Raw genomic sequence first — 18,629 nt, 5'->3', positions numbered from 1 at the left:
ATTTTAAGTTAAGGATTATATTTACAATAATGTAGGTTGGGCCCCATGACCCAACATGGAGTTCTGACTCGACTAGATGCCTTGTGGGGACAGGGGCTCGATCTACAAGTCATTTTTCTTATGGCATCCGAAATGTTATTTTTTTGTCAATTTTTCGGTACAATGGACACTATTAATATAATTTAGATTTGAACCAGGAATATTGCTGTGCAAGAAAAAAAATTTAGTCAATTAATTGAGGAATATAGTTCTTCAGCGGAAGAAGAAACCACTCAAGATCAAATAAAAAAAAATTATTTTCAAAGTGTTGAACAGATCGTACACAAATTAAGTCAAGTTAAGGAAGAGGAAAAAGGGGCCTTATTAAAGCAGCTCAAAGAAGTGGATCAGGTTTATCTCAATGAGCAGAAACTGGAAATTAGGGGACATGTATTATTTAGCCGCCATGGAAAAAGTGCCATCTGGGCCCAAAAACGCTTGGGCATGAGTCCTAATGCGCCTATTGCCGCATCAGCAGAATCTAGCATGAGCAAAACCAATCAAGTTACAGGGAATTTATTATTTTATCCTGATCATAATCAATCATTCATCGCAATTTCTCCCATGAATAGGGCGATGCAAACTGCTGGATTATTAATTCCCGAACATATTTGTGAGGCTGAAATATCTATTGAACCGGCATTAACAGAAAATAGTAATCATCCTTCTGGATGTGATGTTCGCTCAACAGCTGATATGAAGAAAATATATGAAGCTACTTCTTTTTGGCGAGAACCATTCAAAGTGATTCTTTGGTTCTTTTCTATGTTGTTTTGTAGCCAAAAGGATTTTAATCATCTGTATGAAAAAAGAATGCAAGCCCTGGAAAATATAAAAAAGCATGGTGCTGTTGAGCCTCAAATAATTGATGAGCGTATGGATGTAAAACAAGATTTGGGTTATGCCGGAGATAAAGTCAGTGAGATTAAGAGGCTTATCGAAAAAGCTGAGGGCCGCGATTGTTGGTTCTTTGGGCATGGGAAAAATTTCCAGACTTTTTTTGCTGATCTTTTTGGGATTAAGTCAATTTTTGCTTATGCAGAAACCCGAAGTGTTTATAAAATAAGAAATGAGCAAAATGAATTATCATTGTTTACTCCTCCTTATGTTTTGCAGGTTAACCAGGAGACAGGAGCAATTGAAGGAAAATTCACTGCTACGTTAGGCATTTCTGATAGATTTGACCTAATAAAAACAAGCCCAGATTCTTCTAAAACGATTAGTTTACTTGGAGGGCCAATAGTACAAAATAAACCGCAGCTGGATCCAAATAGTAAGGAGCAGGCATCGCCTTCTTTAGTTTTTGAACTAATGGAAGAACATCACCAAGTTAGAGCAGATTACAGCACTGGCACTGGTAATTTAGGTCAGACAAGTTAACCCTGATCTATCCGCATGCTTGGTTGCTTACAACCAGGCTACGCCTATGAGAGTCGGTACGGACCCTGAAGCCAAAAGGTGTTTATTATTTTCCCCTATAAAAGCCCATTGAATTACTGTGTGTATTAACCCCCCTTTAATGCTTATTTTAACCCTTGAATCTTACATTTATTACGCATATAGTGGAATTTAAGCCATTTATTGAGAGGGATTTATGCCAAGAGGATCACCGCAAAACACTACATCGGACTCTCTGAGTGAGTACGATGATTTTGAAGATTTAGATGACTTTGATGACTTTGATAATGAGGATGTTGATATTTATGAACTTGAGGCTGATGTTGAGGATCTTGAGCCTTATGTTGAGGAGATCAATGAGTCTGAACTTCTCAAAAAAGATCGACGTGAACTAATAAATATTTTAGTTCAAGGAGACGAGGACGCACTAAATAATTGGTTGATTAAATTGAATAGATCTTGGAATCAAGAAGAAATTATTAGTGATGTTTTATTTTTGGCTTTGCAATGCAGTTCATTTCCGTTTCTTTCATTATTATTTACAAAAGTATTCCGTGAATTAAGCCTGGCTCAGATGGATGACTCACCTATTTTTATTAAAGAATTAGATTTACTGACTTATCACTATAATGCACGTAACTTTACAATTTCCTTTAATGAATTTATACAAAAAGCTCTTTTACCATCACCTAATATAGGCCTGCTTACTATTCAAGAAGAAAATGCGATTAAGATCTCAGCAGAAGTGCTTACTGAACTTTCTGATGTGTCCAGCGCTCAGGGAGTTGCATTGGTGTTTAATACATTATTTTCCTGGGTGAAGGCTGTTGGGGAACAGGGAGAGCGATTTATGATGCTTAAAGATAGTGCATTAGATGAGGATGCATCAAGACGTCCATATTGGAGTAGTTTTTTTGGTGGAGCTACTTCTAAGAAAGAGGAAATTGATGGCTATTTTCATAAGCATGATGTGGTCACTGCTCTTGCACTTACTTTTTTTAATGGCAGGCTTACCTCAACTGCGAGCGAGCATTTGTTTTTAAAAATTATCCAAGAAATAAAAAAGGATATTAAAAAGGAGCCTGAGCTAGTTAAAGAACCAGGATATGCTTTAATTGCCTTATTTAATGAGGAGGCTCATAAAAGGTTGTATTTTAGACATTTCCACGATGCAATAATTGAGTCTCGAATTACAGAGAAAACGGAACCGAAGTTATTGTCTCAAAGTAGCCCGTATTAGCGTCGCATAACATGGGAGCAACCCCTGATTCGTGTATGGCTCCCGTATTACTTCGTACTAGCGTAGTCTCCTTCCCCTATGCTTTTAATGGCATAAAACGTCGTGGTAAAGGACCTGGCCTGGGGGGGCTCAATACCGATGTAATTCATTTAAAAAATAAGCTAAATCGATAGTGAATTGTTCGTACTCATTTTCTTTTCAAACTTTGGACTATACCCTTGGGGATGTTCCAGAACATATTCCTGTTTGGAATGTTACTGGAAAAAGAGGCATCTCGAGCTAAGGCTCCCTTCAGATTAGAAACCTATGATCTTGTTTCGATTTAACAGGAGAACGTGATGCCCCATAAAAATAATGCGATTGATGAATTATTGAGCACTGAAAAAAATTATAAAGTTGCCTTAGAGAAACTTATAAAGATTCATAATGACAACCGCAATATGCATGATGAGTTTTATTCTACTCCTCATCCGGAGACGCATAGAATTTTTAATTCGTTAATTGGTTTTGAAAGAATTTCTGAGCGTTTAATTAAAAATATAGAAAAGAGTATAAAACATAAAGATAGTCCTGAAAAAGCAGAAGGATATGCTAAACAGCGAGGATTAATATTAGACAGCTTTGTAAGTGCTTATTCTGCATATATTTCATTATATTCTACGTTTCTTCAGGAAATAGAAGATAAACCTGAGATCTTAGAATATTTTAAACTAAAGTTAGAGGCTGCCCAGAACGATGCTCTACGGGCCATTACCGCGCAGCCTTTTCAGCGTGGCCCTAAGTATCTGTTTTTATTGAAAGAAAGTTTAAGACGAGAAGGGCTAACCAATGAAAGGAAAGAAGAAATTCGTATTTTATACGGTAAACTTAAAAATGGGATAGATGCGGCTGCAGAACGGATGCCAATGGTAACTGCAAAAATAGAAAAAGATGAGTATTATGTGGGTAAATATGTGCTCACTTCCGCCTCTTCTGTAGCGTCGGCTATGGCTAACTATAGACCCGGAGATATTTCACGCGCTTTAACCTCCTTCAGTTTTTGGAATAAAAACGAAGAATTACAACAGACAGAAAATTATTCGCCTTATGAAGACGAAAATGGTTTTACTCTTTTATAAGCGCTATTTTCTTTTCCGGAGACTTGTTAGGGAGGATGGGCTCCGTTGAAAAAAAGGTTCTTTATATTCTTCCGTGTTTATCCCCAAATTAATGACGCCTTCTAACAGAATCATCAACCCCGAGCCGGATAAATATAAATAAAGCATGGTAACAAAAGAGGCATTATTTGCGTATCTTTTCTAATTTGACAATAAAGGAAGAAATCCATAGTGCAGTTCCATATAACTTGAAGTTCTTTTGACCAAGTACTCGTGATCTTCTAAAAGCGACAACTACGTTTGCAAACAGGACACAAATCTCGAACACAAATGCCGACATTGTGTTCTGTAAGCGCTTCATTCAATGACTGAGGTCATAAATGTTTTCCTGAAATAGGATGCTTATTCTTTAACGTTATTGGGCATGAACATTATTCCCGCCGGTTTAATCTTTCCTTAAACCCTGATTGCCATAATAAATGATATAGACGCATTAAAACCTCGGAGATTAACATGCCTAAACGACTCTATGCTGACACTTATTTCACTATGATTAAAGAAAATCATAAAAAATATTTAGAGCACAATATGGTAAGCCATTTAGAAGCTGCTGGAGGTGGAAATCCGGAGCTAATTGAAAAATACACAGAGAATTTAGCCTTTTATCATGGTAAGAAAAAACGTTATCTAGATGAAGCAATTCAGCAATTATCTACTAGTGCGAAGATTGGGCATGGTGCCTTAGCTGCATTAATAGGAGCAGGAACCGGCGGTTTGGCCTATTTGGCTATGAATAATAATTTTTCGCCAATAGCTTTTCTCAACCCATTAGCAGGTGCGAGTACTTTAATTGCAGGTGCATTTAGCGCTGCCTTAGGTGTTGGGGTTACGACGTTAGCCTATAAAACCTGGCAAGCGAGTGTAGAAAACCAACCTGGTGTTGATTTGGCAGACTTTCAAAGGATGATGAATGACGCGGGTTTTACCAATGAACAATATGCTCAACTATCAGAAGAGTTGGTTCGATTATTTCACTTTAGAGAATGTGTTCTTTTAGGGTTAGCCGATAATGGCGGGGTGAATATGCGGGTCGAATTTAAGAAAGAATACCCTGCGGATTACACCGATGAGGCCCTAAATGCAGCTATCGAAGTATATTTTTTAACTCAATTAAATAAGTTATTTAACAATGCGTTTCAAGACATTTACCAGATTCATGAACAAGAGATCCAGGAGGATAAAAATGAGAATCCAATTTTAAGGTGGATTAAGAGCTATTTCCAAAATCCTCAGGAAAGACATAAATTTACTCAACAAATGCAAATTGAGTTTATGGAACAATGCCTCAATTATTTAAGCAAAGAGATGTCAGAACCCAGTTTTTTTGCTAAATATCCTTCTGCAGTGGCAAGTATTGGTGGATTAATCGCCGGTGCTGCTGTACTTGGTTTAGCAATGGTTATAATCGGTGGCCCAATTACCCTAGGTATTGCCTCAATTGCTTTAGTTGTGGCTTGCCTAACTGCTGTGCCAATCTACTTCTCTATTAATAATATCGACTCATTAAAATTTACACGCAGTGCAGAAAATCGCAGTGCTATTAAAAACACTATAGAAAACATAAGTAAGGAAGTTGAGCGTTTAAATAGACTAATCCAAGAAGTTGTAGAAACTCGCCCCGAAGATATAGCACAAGCAGGGAAGTTTAAAGCTCAAGGCTCCGAGAAAGGTTGGGTAGATTATATTTTGAATCGAAATACTGAGGTAGCGATGGGAGCTGGTACGGCCTGGGTGAGGGACTATGCTTCACGTTACCGACATAGTAAAGCCATTGAAATTGATTTGCAAAATGAGCAAAAAGATATAATTAATAAGGCTGTGGATCAAACCAGCACATTACAAGATGCCCTAAAGCAAGTTCAAAGTAGCGAGCGGGCGGAGAGGATTCCAGCTAAGCTACGAGATTATATTGTTAATACTAAAGCTTATTTAAGTAAGGCAGATAATCAAGAATTCATCAAGAGTTTTGGGCTGGTGGCAAAAATTAAACAACAAGTTTTGGAGGTTGTGGCGATTGTTCCTGCTGGAGGATATATACCTCCAGATCTCATTGTTTTCTATACTAGCCCAATTGAGGAGGGTGGACTTGGTGGATTAGCTCAAGACTTGTCTCAAGTAGGTAAAATGGCATCCGTTGTTGAAGATGATGTAGCGCCAGACAAAAATCATCCATATTCTTTAATGCTGGCTGCGGCACAACGTTTCGATGATGCCTTGCATAAGATGGAGAAGGAGTTTATTTTACTTGGTGATACTCAATATCGAGCTATGTTAGGCTTGCCAATCGAGAGTCAGTCGGAGCGAGTGGAAAACAAAATAACTTCCGCCAATATAGAGGACTATCTGAATACTTCCTTTGATTTTCTTTATTCGCTCAATAAAAGCTCAAAGATTGACCCTTCAGCGAATTTAGATACCCCGTTTAACAATAGCAATGAATTCATTTTATATCGTACCTTATTAATTAAACAGCTAGCGAATTTATACGACTGGAATTCTCAGGTTGATATCGAGATACGTAGTAAAATTGAAAAATTTGTTCAGAAAAAACTACAACTTGATCCCAAGACCGTACTGGATAATGCATTAAGCCAAATGCTCTTCATTGAGTCTAATAAGGGTGGTCCTCGCATTGAAAATCCTTTGAACGTTTCGCTCTCCGTAGCACAGCTTGGTTATGTAGCAGATGCAATTCGAGTTGATTTAGCTTATGCGTCCAAACCGATCACCCCTAAAATGCTAATTGAACTTGAAGCCAGCAGTTTCTTAAGCTCCAAGGCAAAGAAAACTATTTTTAGCCATAATAATTCCTCTGATGAATTGAGAGTGATGCGAAATCCTAAATATGCTGAACTAATAAAACAAACCATTGAGACCACACATGAATTTATTTCGGCAATGTCTGAAAACAATGGATTAGTAAAATCTGGTGCATTGACGAGCTATCTCTACAGTGTTCTTCGTGAAGTTCAAGCATTAAAAGTACAAATCAGTACATATGAGCAACTGCAGTTGAAGTCCGGTCGTGAACCATTTGAACCATTTATACACGCTAAGGCATTACTGCAAGAGTATGAAAATGAATTAAATGTCATTCTTTTCAATAAGCCACCTGTCAATATGTTAAATTCCTTTCTGAACCTTAGCGAATTTGGTAAAAACTCCATTGATTTAAGTTCTCTCGTTAATGATTTCGACTTTTTAGAAGGTTCTCTAGCGTTGTCAAAAGATACTCCGAAGCAATCCGACAAGGGCTTAAGCTCTACTTGGGTATCTATTGAAATCACTGATAATTTACAAGAGGCACTGCTCCCCCCTTCAATGGAGACCAATATAGCGATGGAACTTTCGGAAAAGGTTAATGTTCAGACGCTAGACACCAACGGTTTAAGCTCGAGTGAATGGGTTATTATGAGTAACTCGGTAGTGCTACCGAAAGAGGCCACCGATGGTGTGGAGGTATCTTCAGAAAAGCAACTGGATAATTTTATAGCCTCTCTTGGAGCTTATATTGAGGCTGTTGCTAGTGAGCAGGATAATCATTACACGAGTTTCTTTGCTGGCTATAGCAAAGGAGCAAAAATAAAAAGTGCGAATCGTCTTCATACTGCTTTAAATGATCTTAGAGAAGGTAATTTTGTTGATACGACATTTCTAGCGGATAAAATTTATACGGATGGGAGATTAAACGATTGCATCCAAAATAACCTTAAACAACTAGGATGTCCCTCATTGAACCATCTTTTTGAACAACAAGTTTCCCAATGTCAATTTAACTCTTCACCTCGCTAAATTCTATTAACCCTTATCTCTTTCTGAGATAAGGGTTCACCTAGTATCTTACTCTCCGCATAAATTAAGTTTCAATTTATAGTGAATTAAATTTTACATGATCGACTTTAAATGCCACATCAATAGGCTCTGCTCATTTATATGGATTTAGGTTTGTCCAAAATTACCCGAGGGGATTTTAGTCTGGTGAGTAGGGTGGAGAAGAAGGGTTCTCTATTAATATTCTTGGATGCTCCGATCGATGAAAACCAGTATTCTCCTAGGCAGTAACCCAGACCTTGATTATAACTTACTCGAAAATTTCCTGCATACCCACCTGCAGTATTACTCTTGCAGCTGTCCACAATAAATGTCTCTGGTGTAACGTTTTCCAGATATTTCATTCATGTATTGAGAAACATTCCTATCAATTTTTCTGGAAATAAACTGAGCAATACCTAACAATATCAATATAAATAAATTTTTCAAAATCTGGAGTGATTATATTTACGATAATAGACGTATCCATTTCATGAACCGAGTACTTTTTACATCGTCGCTTAGACGTATCGAAATGGACGTATTATAACTTGAAAATAGGAAGGTATTTCGTGAAGGGAACATCAAAGTTTTGATTAATATAAATTTGAAACGCTTCATTATTTATTTATATATGGTTTAGCTCATGGCAGGAAGAACTACGTAACCGAGATATGCTTAGTTATGTCGTGATGGTAAAATTGCTAAGGATTTTTTGAAAAAAATCGGAAGTCTCTAGGTCATGGGTGGTGATTAACTCGTGGTTTTAGTTCATAGCATGCTAGGCTGTGGAATAAGTGGGTTAGATTATGGGTATAAGCATAAGCCGGGAGTTAAAAATATGCATATCGATGCGTGCTTTATTTTTATTTAGAGATACATCCCGGCATTATTTAAAAGAGAATTATTAGCTATTGTCAGATGACTCCTTACCTTGGTGAAGGAGCACAATTAGCTAAATATTCATCGTCTTCCTCTATATCAATCCTATTTGCTCTTACGGTACTGGGGTTATTGGATACTGCCTCACTGACGTTGTTGGATACTACCGCGCGAGTGTTATTAGTTACTGTCGCAGTGGGTTCGTTGGTTACTGCGACTCCATCGGTTAATGCAGAGATCATTTGCACTGTTGAATTATTAGTGCTCGCCAGCTCCCCTTGAGCTGGAGTTTGACTACTTACTCGATTTTTTATTGTTTCGTAAATAAAACTTGCTGCCTTAATACATGCAGGAGTAATGGTTAATAGGCCTCCAGTAATTGATGTTGTTGCAAGTACAACAAGACCCGCGGGAGGAAAAAAAGGAACTAAAATAAGTCCGGTCAGAGCCGCTAGAGATAAGGTTATTCCCACTGTGTTCCCAATAAAACGAGAGGCCCCTAATTCAGATAAAACAGATTCATTGCTTTGTTTAAGTTCCTTTAATTGTTTAATAGTTTCCAGCTGTTGCTTCATGGATTCGTTGTTTTTTTCAATATCGGCTTTAAGTTCCATAATTTGAGGCTCATCTAGGGCAGGGGTTTCTAGTTGAGATAGCAAATTTTGGGTATTTTTTAGTAGGTTTTCTAATACTTCACTCGTAGTTTCTATCTTGTTATTTAATTCATTAGCTTCGCGTGTGGCTTTATAACGACTGTAGATATCTTGGCCTAAAAAAAAGAGGCTTGTAGCTATACCTAAGCCTGCTCCTGTTAATGCGATTGGCCATCCTGCTACAGCAGGAGCGAGTATTCCTGCAAGTGCTAAACCAAACACAACCCCAGAATATGCCCATTTCATTGGGGTAGATATAGGAAAGGGGGGCTTCTCTCCAGTGAGTAGTGTGGAAAAATAAATAAGTGGCATGCTAATAAAATTAATACCAGATAAAGTAGCGTCAATAATGCTAAATGCGTTACTTGCTTTGGTAGCTCGGGGAAGATGTTTCAATTGGGCAATTGATATTAATCCATGTCCGAGAGTCGTGAGCTGCTGTAATAGACCAATAAAGCCAGGAATTTTTTCTGATGTTGGAGTGGTAGATAACGGGGTTCCTAGAGTTTTATTGGTCTTCGCATTTGAAATCTCTTCTGTAAGCTCCTGTGTTTTTTGTTTCAGTAAGGAGTGTATTTCTCTTGCTTGCTCATTCATATCATTCTCCGCATAGGTTTCTTATTTTTAATATTAGCGCCACAGTCTTTTGACAGGCTTAAGCTGCTTTGAATAATAGGAATGGCATGTGCTCGGAGAGAATGAGGGATTTTGGGATGGAAAATTCCTATTTTCATTATCACATGAAAATGTTATTAGCAAAGGAAAAAATGGAATGAGCTATTCTAATATTTCATGAGAATTTGAATTGAGTTTTCACTTGGAACGTCTCAAAATCAGGGACAGGATCTTGTCAAACCATTCGAAGACAATGGGGTCTGCAGTCCTGATCAAGAGTTAAGTGTAATTCCTGATGAGCATCACAGGCCCGTACATTTTGTAATGTCCTAGATTGAAATGACATGGACACTCATAAAGCAAGTAATTGTTTCAGGCTAGGAGTCATTGTCATGTGTTTATTAAAAAAGTACAGTTTCTTAATGATCTATTTATTATTAGTACTTCCCTTTATTGGCTTATATTTTAGGGGATGGTCGACTTTTTTTCCTTTTCTTATTGTTTTTGCTTTTATTCCATTCGTTGATATTTTTATTAGAGATCCTTCGAATCCCACAAAAGAACAGGAAAAGAAATTAATCAATGATAATTATTTCAAATATTTAACCTATGCTTACGTATTTGCGCAAATCATCATGCTTGCTTATGGCGCTTATATAGTGAGTACCCAGCATTTACTATGGAATGAATGGTTAGGTTTTACTATGTCACTAGGTTTAATATCTGGAGGGGCTGGTATTAATTTAGCTCATGAAATGATGCATAAAAATAACCCTGTAGCGCAATTTTACAGTAAAGTTCTATTAGTTATCGTATGTTATGGGCACTTTTTTATTGAGCATGTTAAAGGTCATCATGTTCGTGTTGCTACGCCTGAGGATCCAGCTACTGCACAATTAGGTGAAAGTTTCTATCAATTTATACCTAAGACATTAATAGGCTCATTGAAATCAGCCTATCATCTGGAAAAAAAGCGCCTTACTCAGAAAAAATACTCACTATGGGGGATTCACAATAATTTCTGGTGGATAATCGGTATTCCTGTCGGGATAAGCTTTAGCTGTTTGTTATTCGGGGGGATAGGAACCCTCATCTTTTTTTTATTGCAATCATTCATGGCCATAACGACATTGGAATTAGTCAATTATATAGAGCACTATGGCTTAGAAAGGAAAAAATTAGCAAATGATTACTATGAAAAAGTCAGCCCTTATCATTCATGGAATGCTAATCACTGGTTAAGTAATAGCATTTTATTCCATTTGCAACGCCATTCAGATCATCATACTTATGGAGCTCGTCCATATCAAATTTTACGTCACGTGGAACAAAGTCCTCAACTCCCATCGGGATATTTAGGCATGATCGTTCTCGCCTTAATTCCCCCACTTTGGCGTGCAGTGATGGATAAGCGAGTGATAGAATATAGAAAACACCTTGATCATCAAGGAGGGTGTCAGGAAAAGACGCTTCATGCTTAACTTTAATAAAGCTCGAGGGAGCGCCACGACGCTCCTTCAAAGATTAGCCTAAGCAAAAAAACTATGCGATAGCGTTAGCTATGTTGGTTTTTTTGCCATTTATTAAAATAATTAAGAAAGGTCTGAATGCTCACCTCATGGCTTCTGCGTTTTTGATAGTGGGCGTTAAAATTGAGACTGATATCTACTTCATTTATTTTTAGTTCACATAGCTTTTCAGAAGTTACATTTTTAGGTAAAAAACTCCAACCTAAACCATGTTCTACCATTGCCCTAATGCCATCTACAGTTGATATTTCATAACCTGTATTTAAATCAACAGAGTTTTCTTGAAATACCATTTCAATTTTATCGCGTAACGAAGTACTTTGCTCATTTAATACCGCTGGAAAAGGTGCTAAGTCAGAAAGCGATATTTCCTTTTGTTTTGCTAAATCGTGGGTTTTATTTACCTTAAGTGAATAAGTCTCATTCCATAGGTTGGCTGTATTAAATGCATCAGAAATCTCTCTTTCTGGACTAATTACCACATCAACTAAACCATGATTTAAATAAGTTTCCACATCATATTCGGCCATGGTTTTTATATAAACTTGTAACCGAGAGTCTGTATTTTTTAAAAAACTTATAAACTGGGGTAATACATAATGGGACACAAATACTGTAGCACCAATTAATAAATGGTGTTCAAAAGAAAGAGCTTGTTCTTTAAATGACGTGACCATATTATTATAAGCTGCAACCATTTGGCGGGCATAGGGAATAAAATGATGTGCTGCCTCTGTTAAAATTAGGCGTGCTCCATCCATAATAAACAAGCGAGAGCCTAGTTCATCTTCCAGCCTACGAATTCGCTTACTCATAGTAGATTGGGTAACATACACTCTTTTTGCGGCTAATGTATAAGAGCGGTATTCAACTACTGCGAGAAAAGATTTAATTTCTACGATATCCATCGAGAGTTCCTGAAACTATTTCTATTCAGTAATAATAGCATGGAAAACCTTGTGCAATCTCCTACGTAGGCAGTTAACTTAATGATGTTTTCGGACTCCTTTATTCAATATAAGAATGGTTCAGTATTTTCTTTCATTCCATCCTAATTTCCGCTTAAGCCTAATTGTATATTCTGTAATCTCTACGCTACATTATAAATCACAAGAGAGGTTGTAATCATGTCTGATAACGATAACAAAACAGAAGTTCCAAGAGTGTCAACAATCATGGGCACAATTACGATGAACGCATTATTTCCACGGGTTGAGCCAAACTATAAGCATACCTTTCCTCGGAGAGAAATTTTGCATGAGCAGGCCCCCCCTCATATTCAATCAGTTAACCAGGGCCTTGATAAAGAAGGAGTTGATTTACGTCAAAATCACATTGAACATTTTAAAAGAGGAATGGAAATAGATAATCACAAACCGCTAGCCAATCAGTGGGTATATTTTCATAATTTCATTAAAAATGCCAAAAGTATAAAAAATGAAACCAAAATTGCAAATTCCTTTTACGAAGAATATAAGGATGAAGTACAAAAAGAAGGTGCTAATCTAAAAACAAAGGTGTACGCTGAAGCTGGTGTACATTGCCATACCTTGTTTGGCGCAGCGAAAGCAGCTCAAAATCCTTACATAGCTCATGAAGATGATCTCGCGATAGGTGCCACTATGGATTACTATCGTAGCCATAAGTCTTAACATCATTTTAAATTCTAACTGTGAAAAGCAGTTAGAATTTTTTTAAGAGATATTAAAGAGCATTATGAGATAATTTTAAAAACATCATACCAGGAGAGTTATTTTGAATTTATGGCATACATTTTTTTCCGGTACAACTACCCAGAAGAAGACTCCTTTCACTAATCAAGGTGAAATTTTAAAAAAATATGACCAAGGCGTTAATGATAATGGTGAGTTTGTGGGAATGTGCAGACCTATGAGTAATGTTTATCTAGACCTTATTTTAAAGAAAAAAAACCCGACGGAGTATTTAGCAGACGATAAAGAGTTTTTAGTATTATCAATTAATGAGGAAAATAAAGAATTACATGCCACAAAAGCTGGGGAGACAGATATTGAGCATTTTTCCTTTAAAGAAAATAATATTTTACATACCGATATAAGCTATAAAAAAAAGGATTTAACCCAAGAAAAATTGACTAATCTTTTGGAGCATAATCAGCATCTTTTAATTACTTTTCCCCAAGAGAGATATGCTCATGAAGTATATTTAGGAAAGAAAAGTAAGCAAAGTACCACTTGTCGTTTTTTTGATGCCAATTTAAAAGGTGGGGAACGGATTGATAGCTGCCAAGATCTCATTCCGAAAGTAGTTAAATTAATAGAATCACAGTATTCGCAGGAGGATAAGCCCTTTAGCATTGGGATGGGTTAAAATGCTAAGAGATCCTTATTTTCATAAGGATCTTTCTATTCTCTTGTTGTCTATCTTTCGTGTAGTAAATACTTGGTGTCTAGGTTTTTTTACCCTGATCGAATAAAATTTGTTTTGCTTCCTCGGATAAAACTTGGTCAACGTTGATGTCTTTTTCTAAATCGTATGCACGCTGAACTGAGGGGCGTTCTTGGATTTTTAAGAACCATCTTTTTAACGAAGGAAAATCATTTAAATCTTGTTGCTGTTTTTCATGAGGGACAATCCAAGGATAGCAAGCCATATCAGCGATTGAGTAGTCACTTCCTATAAACTCACGGTCCGTTAAATGCTTATTCAAAACACCATATAATCTGGCTGTTTCTCTAACATAGCGCTCTGCTGCATAAGGTACATCTTTAACGTAAATATTGAAATGATGATTTTGTCCAGCCATAGGCCCTAATCCTGCAACTTGCCAAAATAGCCATTGCAGAACTTCATAACGAGAATGTAAGTCAGCAGGTAAAAATTTACCTGTTTTTTCAGCTAAATAAAGTAAGATCGCGCCTGATTCAAATATAGATATAGGTATCTCAGAATCTTGGGGATCTTGATCAACTAATGCAGGCATTCGATTATTCGGGGATATTTTTAAAAAATTTTCAGTGAATTGCTCTCCCTTAGAAATATTTATGGGAATAAGGTTATATGGCAAATCAGCCTCTTCTAAAAAAATAGTAATTTTATGTCCATTTGGCGTAGGCCAGTAATAAAGATCTATCATGGTATTTAGTCCTTTAATTTGCTTATATCACTACTCAATTTATATAGTACGTACAATAGTTCTAAATGTTAAATTAATTCTAGGCATGCATGTTATTTTTGTTGGCGGTAAACGGTGAAGCCAATTACTCTGAGTTGAATCTTTCATCACTAATAAACTTCCATGCTGCAGGATTTTTGAAACAATTTCATGTGTTTTTTTGTGCTTAAATGAAAATTTACGTTCTGCACCAAAACTAAGAGAGCCTATTGCCCCATTTTGCTTTAAATCTTTTTCCGCATCACTATGCCAAGCCATACCTTCGTTGCCATCATGATATAAATTAAGTAAGCATGAGTTATAGGTTTCTCCACTTTCTTTTTCCACAATTATTTTTAGTTTGTGGAGAATAGGCAGCCATGGCTGGGCTGTTTTAGTTATTTTGGAATATGTATAGGAAAAAGGCTGATCGGCATACCATGCTACCTTGCGTTTAGTAATTATTTTTTTTCCATAAATAATTGCCTCATCATTTTTCCACTCGATGGTTTGCATCAACACATCATAAAAATCATCAGCTATCTGTTGGGTCATAATAGGGCCATAATAATGCACTGTACCTTCATAAGGGAGTAAATTATGTAATTCCCCATTGATTTGTTCGATAAGATCCACGTGATTCACCTTTAACATCTATATCTCAATTTTAGCTGCTTCCCACCCTATAATTGCTTTTTTCTTAGTTTCCCCCCAAAGATATCCACTTATTTTTCCACTGCTTTGAATGACACGGTGGCAAGGAATGAGGAAGGCTACAGGATTGCTTCCAATCGCAGACCCCACTGCGCGTGATGACTTGGGTTTTCCTATATCCTTGGCAATGTCACCATAAGTAACCAATGCTCCTAAAGGGATTTTTAAAAGACTTTCCCAAACCTTTAATTGAAAGGGTGTTCCTGCTAAATGCAGTTTAATTTTATGAAGATTGTTCCAATCTTGCTGAAATATCAGTAGGGCGTCTTGTTGAAATTGATCAGTAATATAATGATATGTTGCATTGGGAAAGCGCTTTTTTAAATCAAATAAGGCTTGGTTTTCGTCTTCCTCAAAAGACATAGCACATACTCCCTTGGAAGTAGAGGCTACGATAACCTTTCCAAATGTACTTTCAGCAAAACAATAATTAATCGTTAAATCAGCCCCTCCATTTTTATACTCTCTAGGAGTCATGCCTTCAATATTTACAAATAAATCGTGCAAACGGCTGCAACTGGATAAACCTGTTTCATAAGTGACGTCGAGTAATGGCATACGATTCTTTAATAAGGTTTTGGCATAATTAAGACTAATATATTGCATAAATTTTTTGGGGCTAACTCCAGCCCATTCACTAAATATGCGTTGAAAATGATAGGGGCTAACATGAATTGCTTTCGCAATCTCATCTAATGAGGGCTGTGACTTAAAATGCTCATTAATATAATTTATGGCTATTTCTACTCGCTCATAATTGCTTTGTTTCTGTTCTATCATCCTCGTAAACTCCCTTGGCTCGTTTTTGATTGGTCTGTACAGAGCCCTTCATAGTCTTTTAATTAATGATAGGTTTTGAGCAAAGTTTATTCTATCCATTTCTTGCGAAATTGTAATTAAAAATTACATTGTGTAAGCACCTTGAAAAGGATTTAAAATTTTTATGGAGGATTGTTTTGGGAATTTTACAGCAAATTAGAAGAGATCGCACTGTAGTAGAGAGTAAAGGGTTCGTTTAATAGGGCAAAATTATTATCCTTCGGAAGATGAATTACATCAAAAATCAGAGATGATCTTACCGATTACTAAGCATAGCTTCTTCTGTATTAAAAGTTCCAGAAATAAAAACGGCTTTACCTCATTTGACTTATAAGATAATAAGTGACGATGTAAATCCAATTCTTAGTTTTTTATGGAGCATAAAGAGGACAAAAGTTATCCCGAGGGTAGCTTTGGAAAAGTTAAACAAGGCAGTTTAGAATCGTCACCATTTGCTCCAAAATTTGCCATAAAAATTTATCATAAAAATATGTTTTCTGGTAATACCCTCCATGAATTGAGATGAGCCATGCGCGCCGCTTATTGTGCCAAACAACTTGATCTCTTAATACCGTAAAAAACACGGTACTTTAAATATCTAAGGTGTAATAAAATACCAATAATGCAAATTATTAATCAAAAAAGCTGTATTGTAGTTCATTAATCAATGAATTATAGTTCGGCCGCTAGATGTTAATGTCTTTATAGGATACAAAATGCTTGATAAAAATGACCCAAGCTTAAAAAAAAACATTTCGTCTCATCCACAAGAGTTATTCTCATTAGAACCTATCACGTTAAGGACTCTAGGGAATGCGCTCCTGAGGGTGGCGTCTGTCACGGAGAGCTGCTCACCCAGTTCACTTTTATCGCATTTTAATTTAATACTTACTTAACTTTAATACCTTAAAATACCGATTTTTATCCGTTGTTTTATCACTGTAAATCTGCCAAAAATTGAGAGTAAACGCATGCCTATTATAATCAATCGCAAATTATTTAAAGATAGATTGTCTGACCAAGCAATGAGTGAAATGATTGAGCGAGTAAAAAAATTACCTGAGCCAGAAATAAGTTCCGATGAGATGCTTGTCTGTAATAAGCATGAAATTGGTTTATGTTTGCAAAGAGAATCCTTCTACCTTGATCAATATTATGCTCCTAGCGAGATAAAGTATGTGGGTTCAAAAAATGTAATAGGTTGTATTGTTGCTTACATTCATAGTGAAACCGATCATTTAATAATTCATTTTGATAATACGAATAATATTAATCTTACGGATTTAATAAAACGGTTCAATTCGAAACATGATATTAAGGTAAGCTTGGTGGGCGGCATACCGAGTAAGCAATCAGAGCAAACTTTAAATAATATAGTAAAAAATATTTTTGAAGCAGCAAAAACCTTAGCTATTAATATAGAAATAACCCACCAGAAATTAATTGAGAATAATAAATTTAGTTCAGAAGATAAACCTGCCTTTATACTTAATAAAATTATTGAAAAGGCTGATATCACGTTTCGCCGGCTTTATAACCGACCACTCAATGAACAATATATTTTAGGAAAAAAAGTTAGCGATTTGAAAAGTAAATCAGTGGAATGCACTTCTAAGTTGCAATTAATGGCTGCTATGCTCTCTCAAGCCAAAGAAGCATTTGATATGACAGATAGACATAAAATTTCTATGCTTGATGCTCTATTTAAAAAAGAGATTAAGGATGAAAAAGAGTTCATCGCTACTTTGGATTTAATGTTTAGTAGGCAGGGTTTTGAGTTATTAGATTTAGGCTATCAGAAAAACGCTTTATATGGAGATTCTAAACTTCGTGATTTTGTTTTTGATATTAATACTGGAAAAATGTTTATTATTAGTTCTCAAACAAAAACACCCAACGAAGAGATTCGAACAGTAAGTATCTACGATAGTCATCAAACATCTTTTTACTTTCTTTGCTATGATGGAAGTAAAGGCACTTATTTTATACCTGACTTAAGTGAAAATTTTGTGAGGGGTTGTCGAAAAATAAGACCTCTATTGCAATCCACTACATTCTTAGACAATAGCGCCATTCCAACAAATTTCGATGTAATATTGTCTATCCCTGAAACAAACAAGCTAATGAAATTCATAAGGTCGATGAGTGAAAAGAAACCTACGGTTAGTACTTTTTTTACTCCCTCAGCAACAATTGCCACACAAACTTATCAACCTAATGAGGTTAGTAACCAAAATCTTCTTTTAATACAAGAACTAACAGGTATTTCTTTTAAAGGAAAGTTGCGTTATTACCCTGAATATACCGTTGATGCGCTAGTGGAATGTGCTACAGAAAATGAAGCTTTGAAAGTTAAAGAAAACCTTGATGAGTTCTCTCTTAATTCTTTAGTTATAAAATATGAAAATAAATTTACTGTATGCATCCCTGCAATTAATGTAGGCCATTATGCTCAAGAGATTTACGAGAAGAAAAAATACTTAGGAATGTGATTGAGTGAGGGCGAAGGGTAAAGCTCCGCGTGCTCTTAATTTCTCAACGCTCCGATTTTTGGACGAGTTAAGTCAATCAGATTAAATTTATTTAAAAGGACAGGAGACAGTCTGGGACCGTCTCCATTGCTCTTGAGGGGTTAGAATG

13 protein-coding genes are annotated in these 18,629 nt (G+C 36.3%); 8 read left to right on the top strand and 5 right to left on the bottom strand.

What is annotated here, in order from left to right:
- Positions 1-207 precede the first annotated feature (207 nt).
- The 4 genes from E1P08_RS02850 to E1P08_RS02835 all read left to right on the top strand — a co-directional run bounded on the left by E1P08_RS02850 (position 208) and on the right by E1P08_RS02835 (position 7,626).
- Positions 208-1,419 carry a histidine phosphatase family protein gene (locus E1P08_RS02850; RefSeq protein WP_133135500.1) on the top strand — a complete coding sequence of 404 codons (1,212 nt, stop codon included), beginning with the start codon at positions 208-210 and terminating at the stop codon, positions 1,417-1,419.
- A 214-nt stretch (positions 1,420-1,633) separates the two neighbouring features.
- Positions 1,634-2,677, top strand: coding sequence for a hypothetical protein (locus tag E1P08_RS02845; RefSeq protein ID WP_133135499.1), 1,044 nt, complete (start codon positions 1,634-1,636; stop codon positions 2,675-2,677).
- A 338-nt stretch (positions 2,678-3,015) separates the two neighbouring features.
- Positions 3,016-3,795 carry a RhoGEF domain-containing protein gene (locus E1P08_RS02840; protein ID WP_133135498.1) on the top strand — a complete coding sequence of 260 codons (780 nt, stop codon included), beginning with the start codon at positions 3,016-3,018 and terminating at the stop codon, positions 3,793-3,795.
- A 492-nt stretch (positions 3,796-4,287) separates the two neighbouring features.
- Positions 4,288-7,626 (top strand): hypothetical protein, encoded by a 3,339-nt coding sequence (locus E1P08_RS02835; protein WP_133135497.1) that lies wholly within the window; start codon positions 4,288-4,290, stop codon positions 7,624-7,626.
- 947 nt (positions 7,627-8,573) lie between these two features.
- Here E1P08_RS02835 and E1P08_RS02830 read toward each other — a convergent pair.
- Positions 8,574-9,776: a hypothetical protein gene (locus tag E1P08_RS02830; RefSeq protein WP_133135496.1), complete on the bottom strand. Its 1,203-nt coding sequence runs from the start codon at positions 9,774-9,776 to the stop codon at positions 8,574-8,576.
- A 410-nt stretch (positions 9,777-10,186) separates the two neighbouring features.
- Here E1P08_RS02830 and E1P08_RS02825 point away from each other — a divergent pair, with 410 nt between their 5' ends.
- Entirely contained in the window at positions 10,187-11,275 is a 1,089-nt protein-coding gene (locus tag E1P08_RS02825) for an alkane 1-monooxygenase (protein ID WP_133135495.1), read from the top strand.
- A gap of 74 nt (positions 11,276-11,349) precedes the next feature.
- Here E1P08_RS02825 and E1P08_RS02820 read toward each other — a convergent pair whose 3' ends face one another.
- The gene (locus tag E1P08_RS02820) at positions 11,350-12,231 is read right to left on the bottom strand and encodes a LysR family transcriptional regulator (protein ID WP_133135494.1); all 882 of its coding nucleotides are present in this window, start codon (positions 12,229-12,231) and stop codon (positions 11,350-11,352) included.
- Between the two features lie 219 nt (positions 12,232-12,450).
- Here E1P08_RS02820 and E1P08_RS02815 point away from each other — a divergent pair, with 219 nt between their 5' ends.
- Positions 12,451-12,975, top strand: a complete 525-nt coding sequence (locus E1P08_RS02815; RefSeq protein WP_133135493.1) for a hypothetical protein — start codon at positions 12,451-12,453, stop codon at positions 12,973-12,975.
- Positions 12,976-13,078: 103 nt separating this feature from the next.
- The gene (locus E1P08_RS02810) at positions 13,079-13,672 is read left to right on the top strand and encodes a hypothetical protein (protein ID WP_133135492.1); all 594 of its coding nucleotides are present in this window, start codon (positions 13,079-13,081) and stop codon (positions 13,670-13,672) included.
- A gap of 79 nt (positions 13,673-13,751) precedes the next feature.
- Here E1P08_RS02810 and E1P08_RS02805 read toward each other — a convergent pair whose 3' ends face one another.
- Genes E1P08_RS02805 through E1P08_RS02795 form a run of 3 tightly spaced genes read right to left on the bottom strand, consistent with a single transcriptional unit; the run spans position 13,752 to position 15,950 of the window.
- Positions 13,752-14,438 (bottom strand): glutathione S-transferase N-terminal domain-containing protein, encoded by a 687-nt coding sequence (locus E1P08_RS02805; RefSeq protein ID WP_133135491.1) that lies wholly within the window; start codon positions 14,436-14,438, stop codon positions 13,752-13,754.
- A gap of 39 nt (positions 14,439-14,477) precedes the next feature.
- Positions 14,478-15,092: an alpha-ketoglutarate-dependent dioxygenase AlkB family protein gene (locus tag E1P08_RS02800; RefSeq protein WP_207387330.1), complete on the bottom strand. Its 615-nt coding sequence runs from the start codon at positions 15,090-15,092 to the stop codon at positions 14,478-14,480.
- 18 nt (positions 15,093-15,110) lie between these two features.
- Positions 15,111-15,950: a bifunctional transcriptional activator/DNA repair enzyme AdaA gene (locus tag E1P08_RS02795; RefSeq protein ID WP_133135489.1), complete on the bottom strand. Its 840-nt coding sequence runs from the start codon at positions 15,948-15,950 to the stop codon at positions 15,111-15,113.
- A gap of 1,010 nt (positions 15,951-16,960) precedes the next feature.
- On the opposite strand from E1P08_RS02795, the gene E1P08_RS02790 reads away from it, so the two are divergent.
- Positions 16,961-18,481, top strand: a complete 1,521-nt coding sequence (locus tag E1P08_RS02790; protein WP_133135488.1) for a hypothetical protein — start codon at positions 16,961-16,963, stop codon at positions 18,479-18,481.
- Positions 18,482-18,629: the final 148 nt, after the last annotated feature.

The organism is Legionella rowbothamii, assembly GCF_900639985.1.
Classification (GTDB): Bacteria; Pseudomonadota; Gammaproteobacteria; order Legionellales; family Legionellaceae; genus Legionella; species Legionella rowbothamii.
The sequence above is the reverse complement of the archived record's forward strand: the minus strand, read 5'-3'. Positions and strand labels throughout refer to the sequence as shown.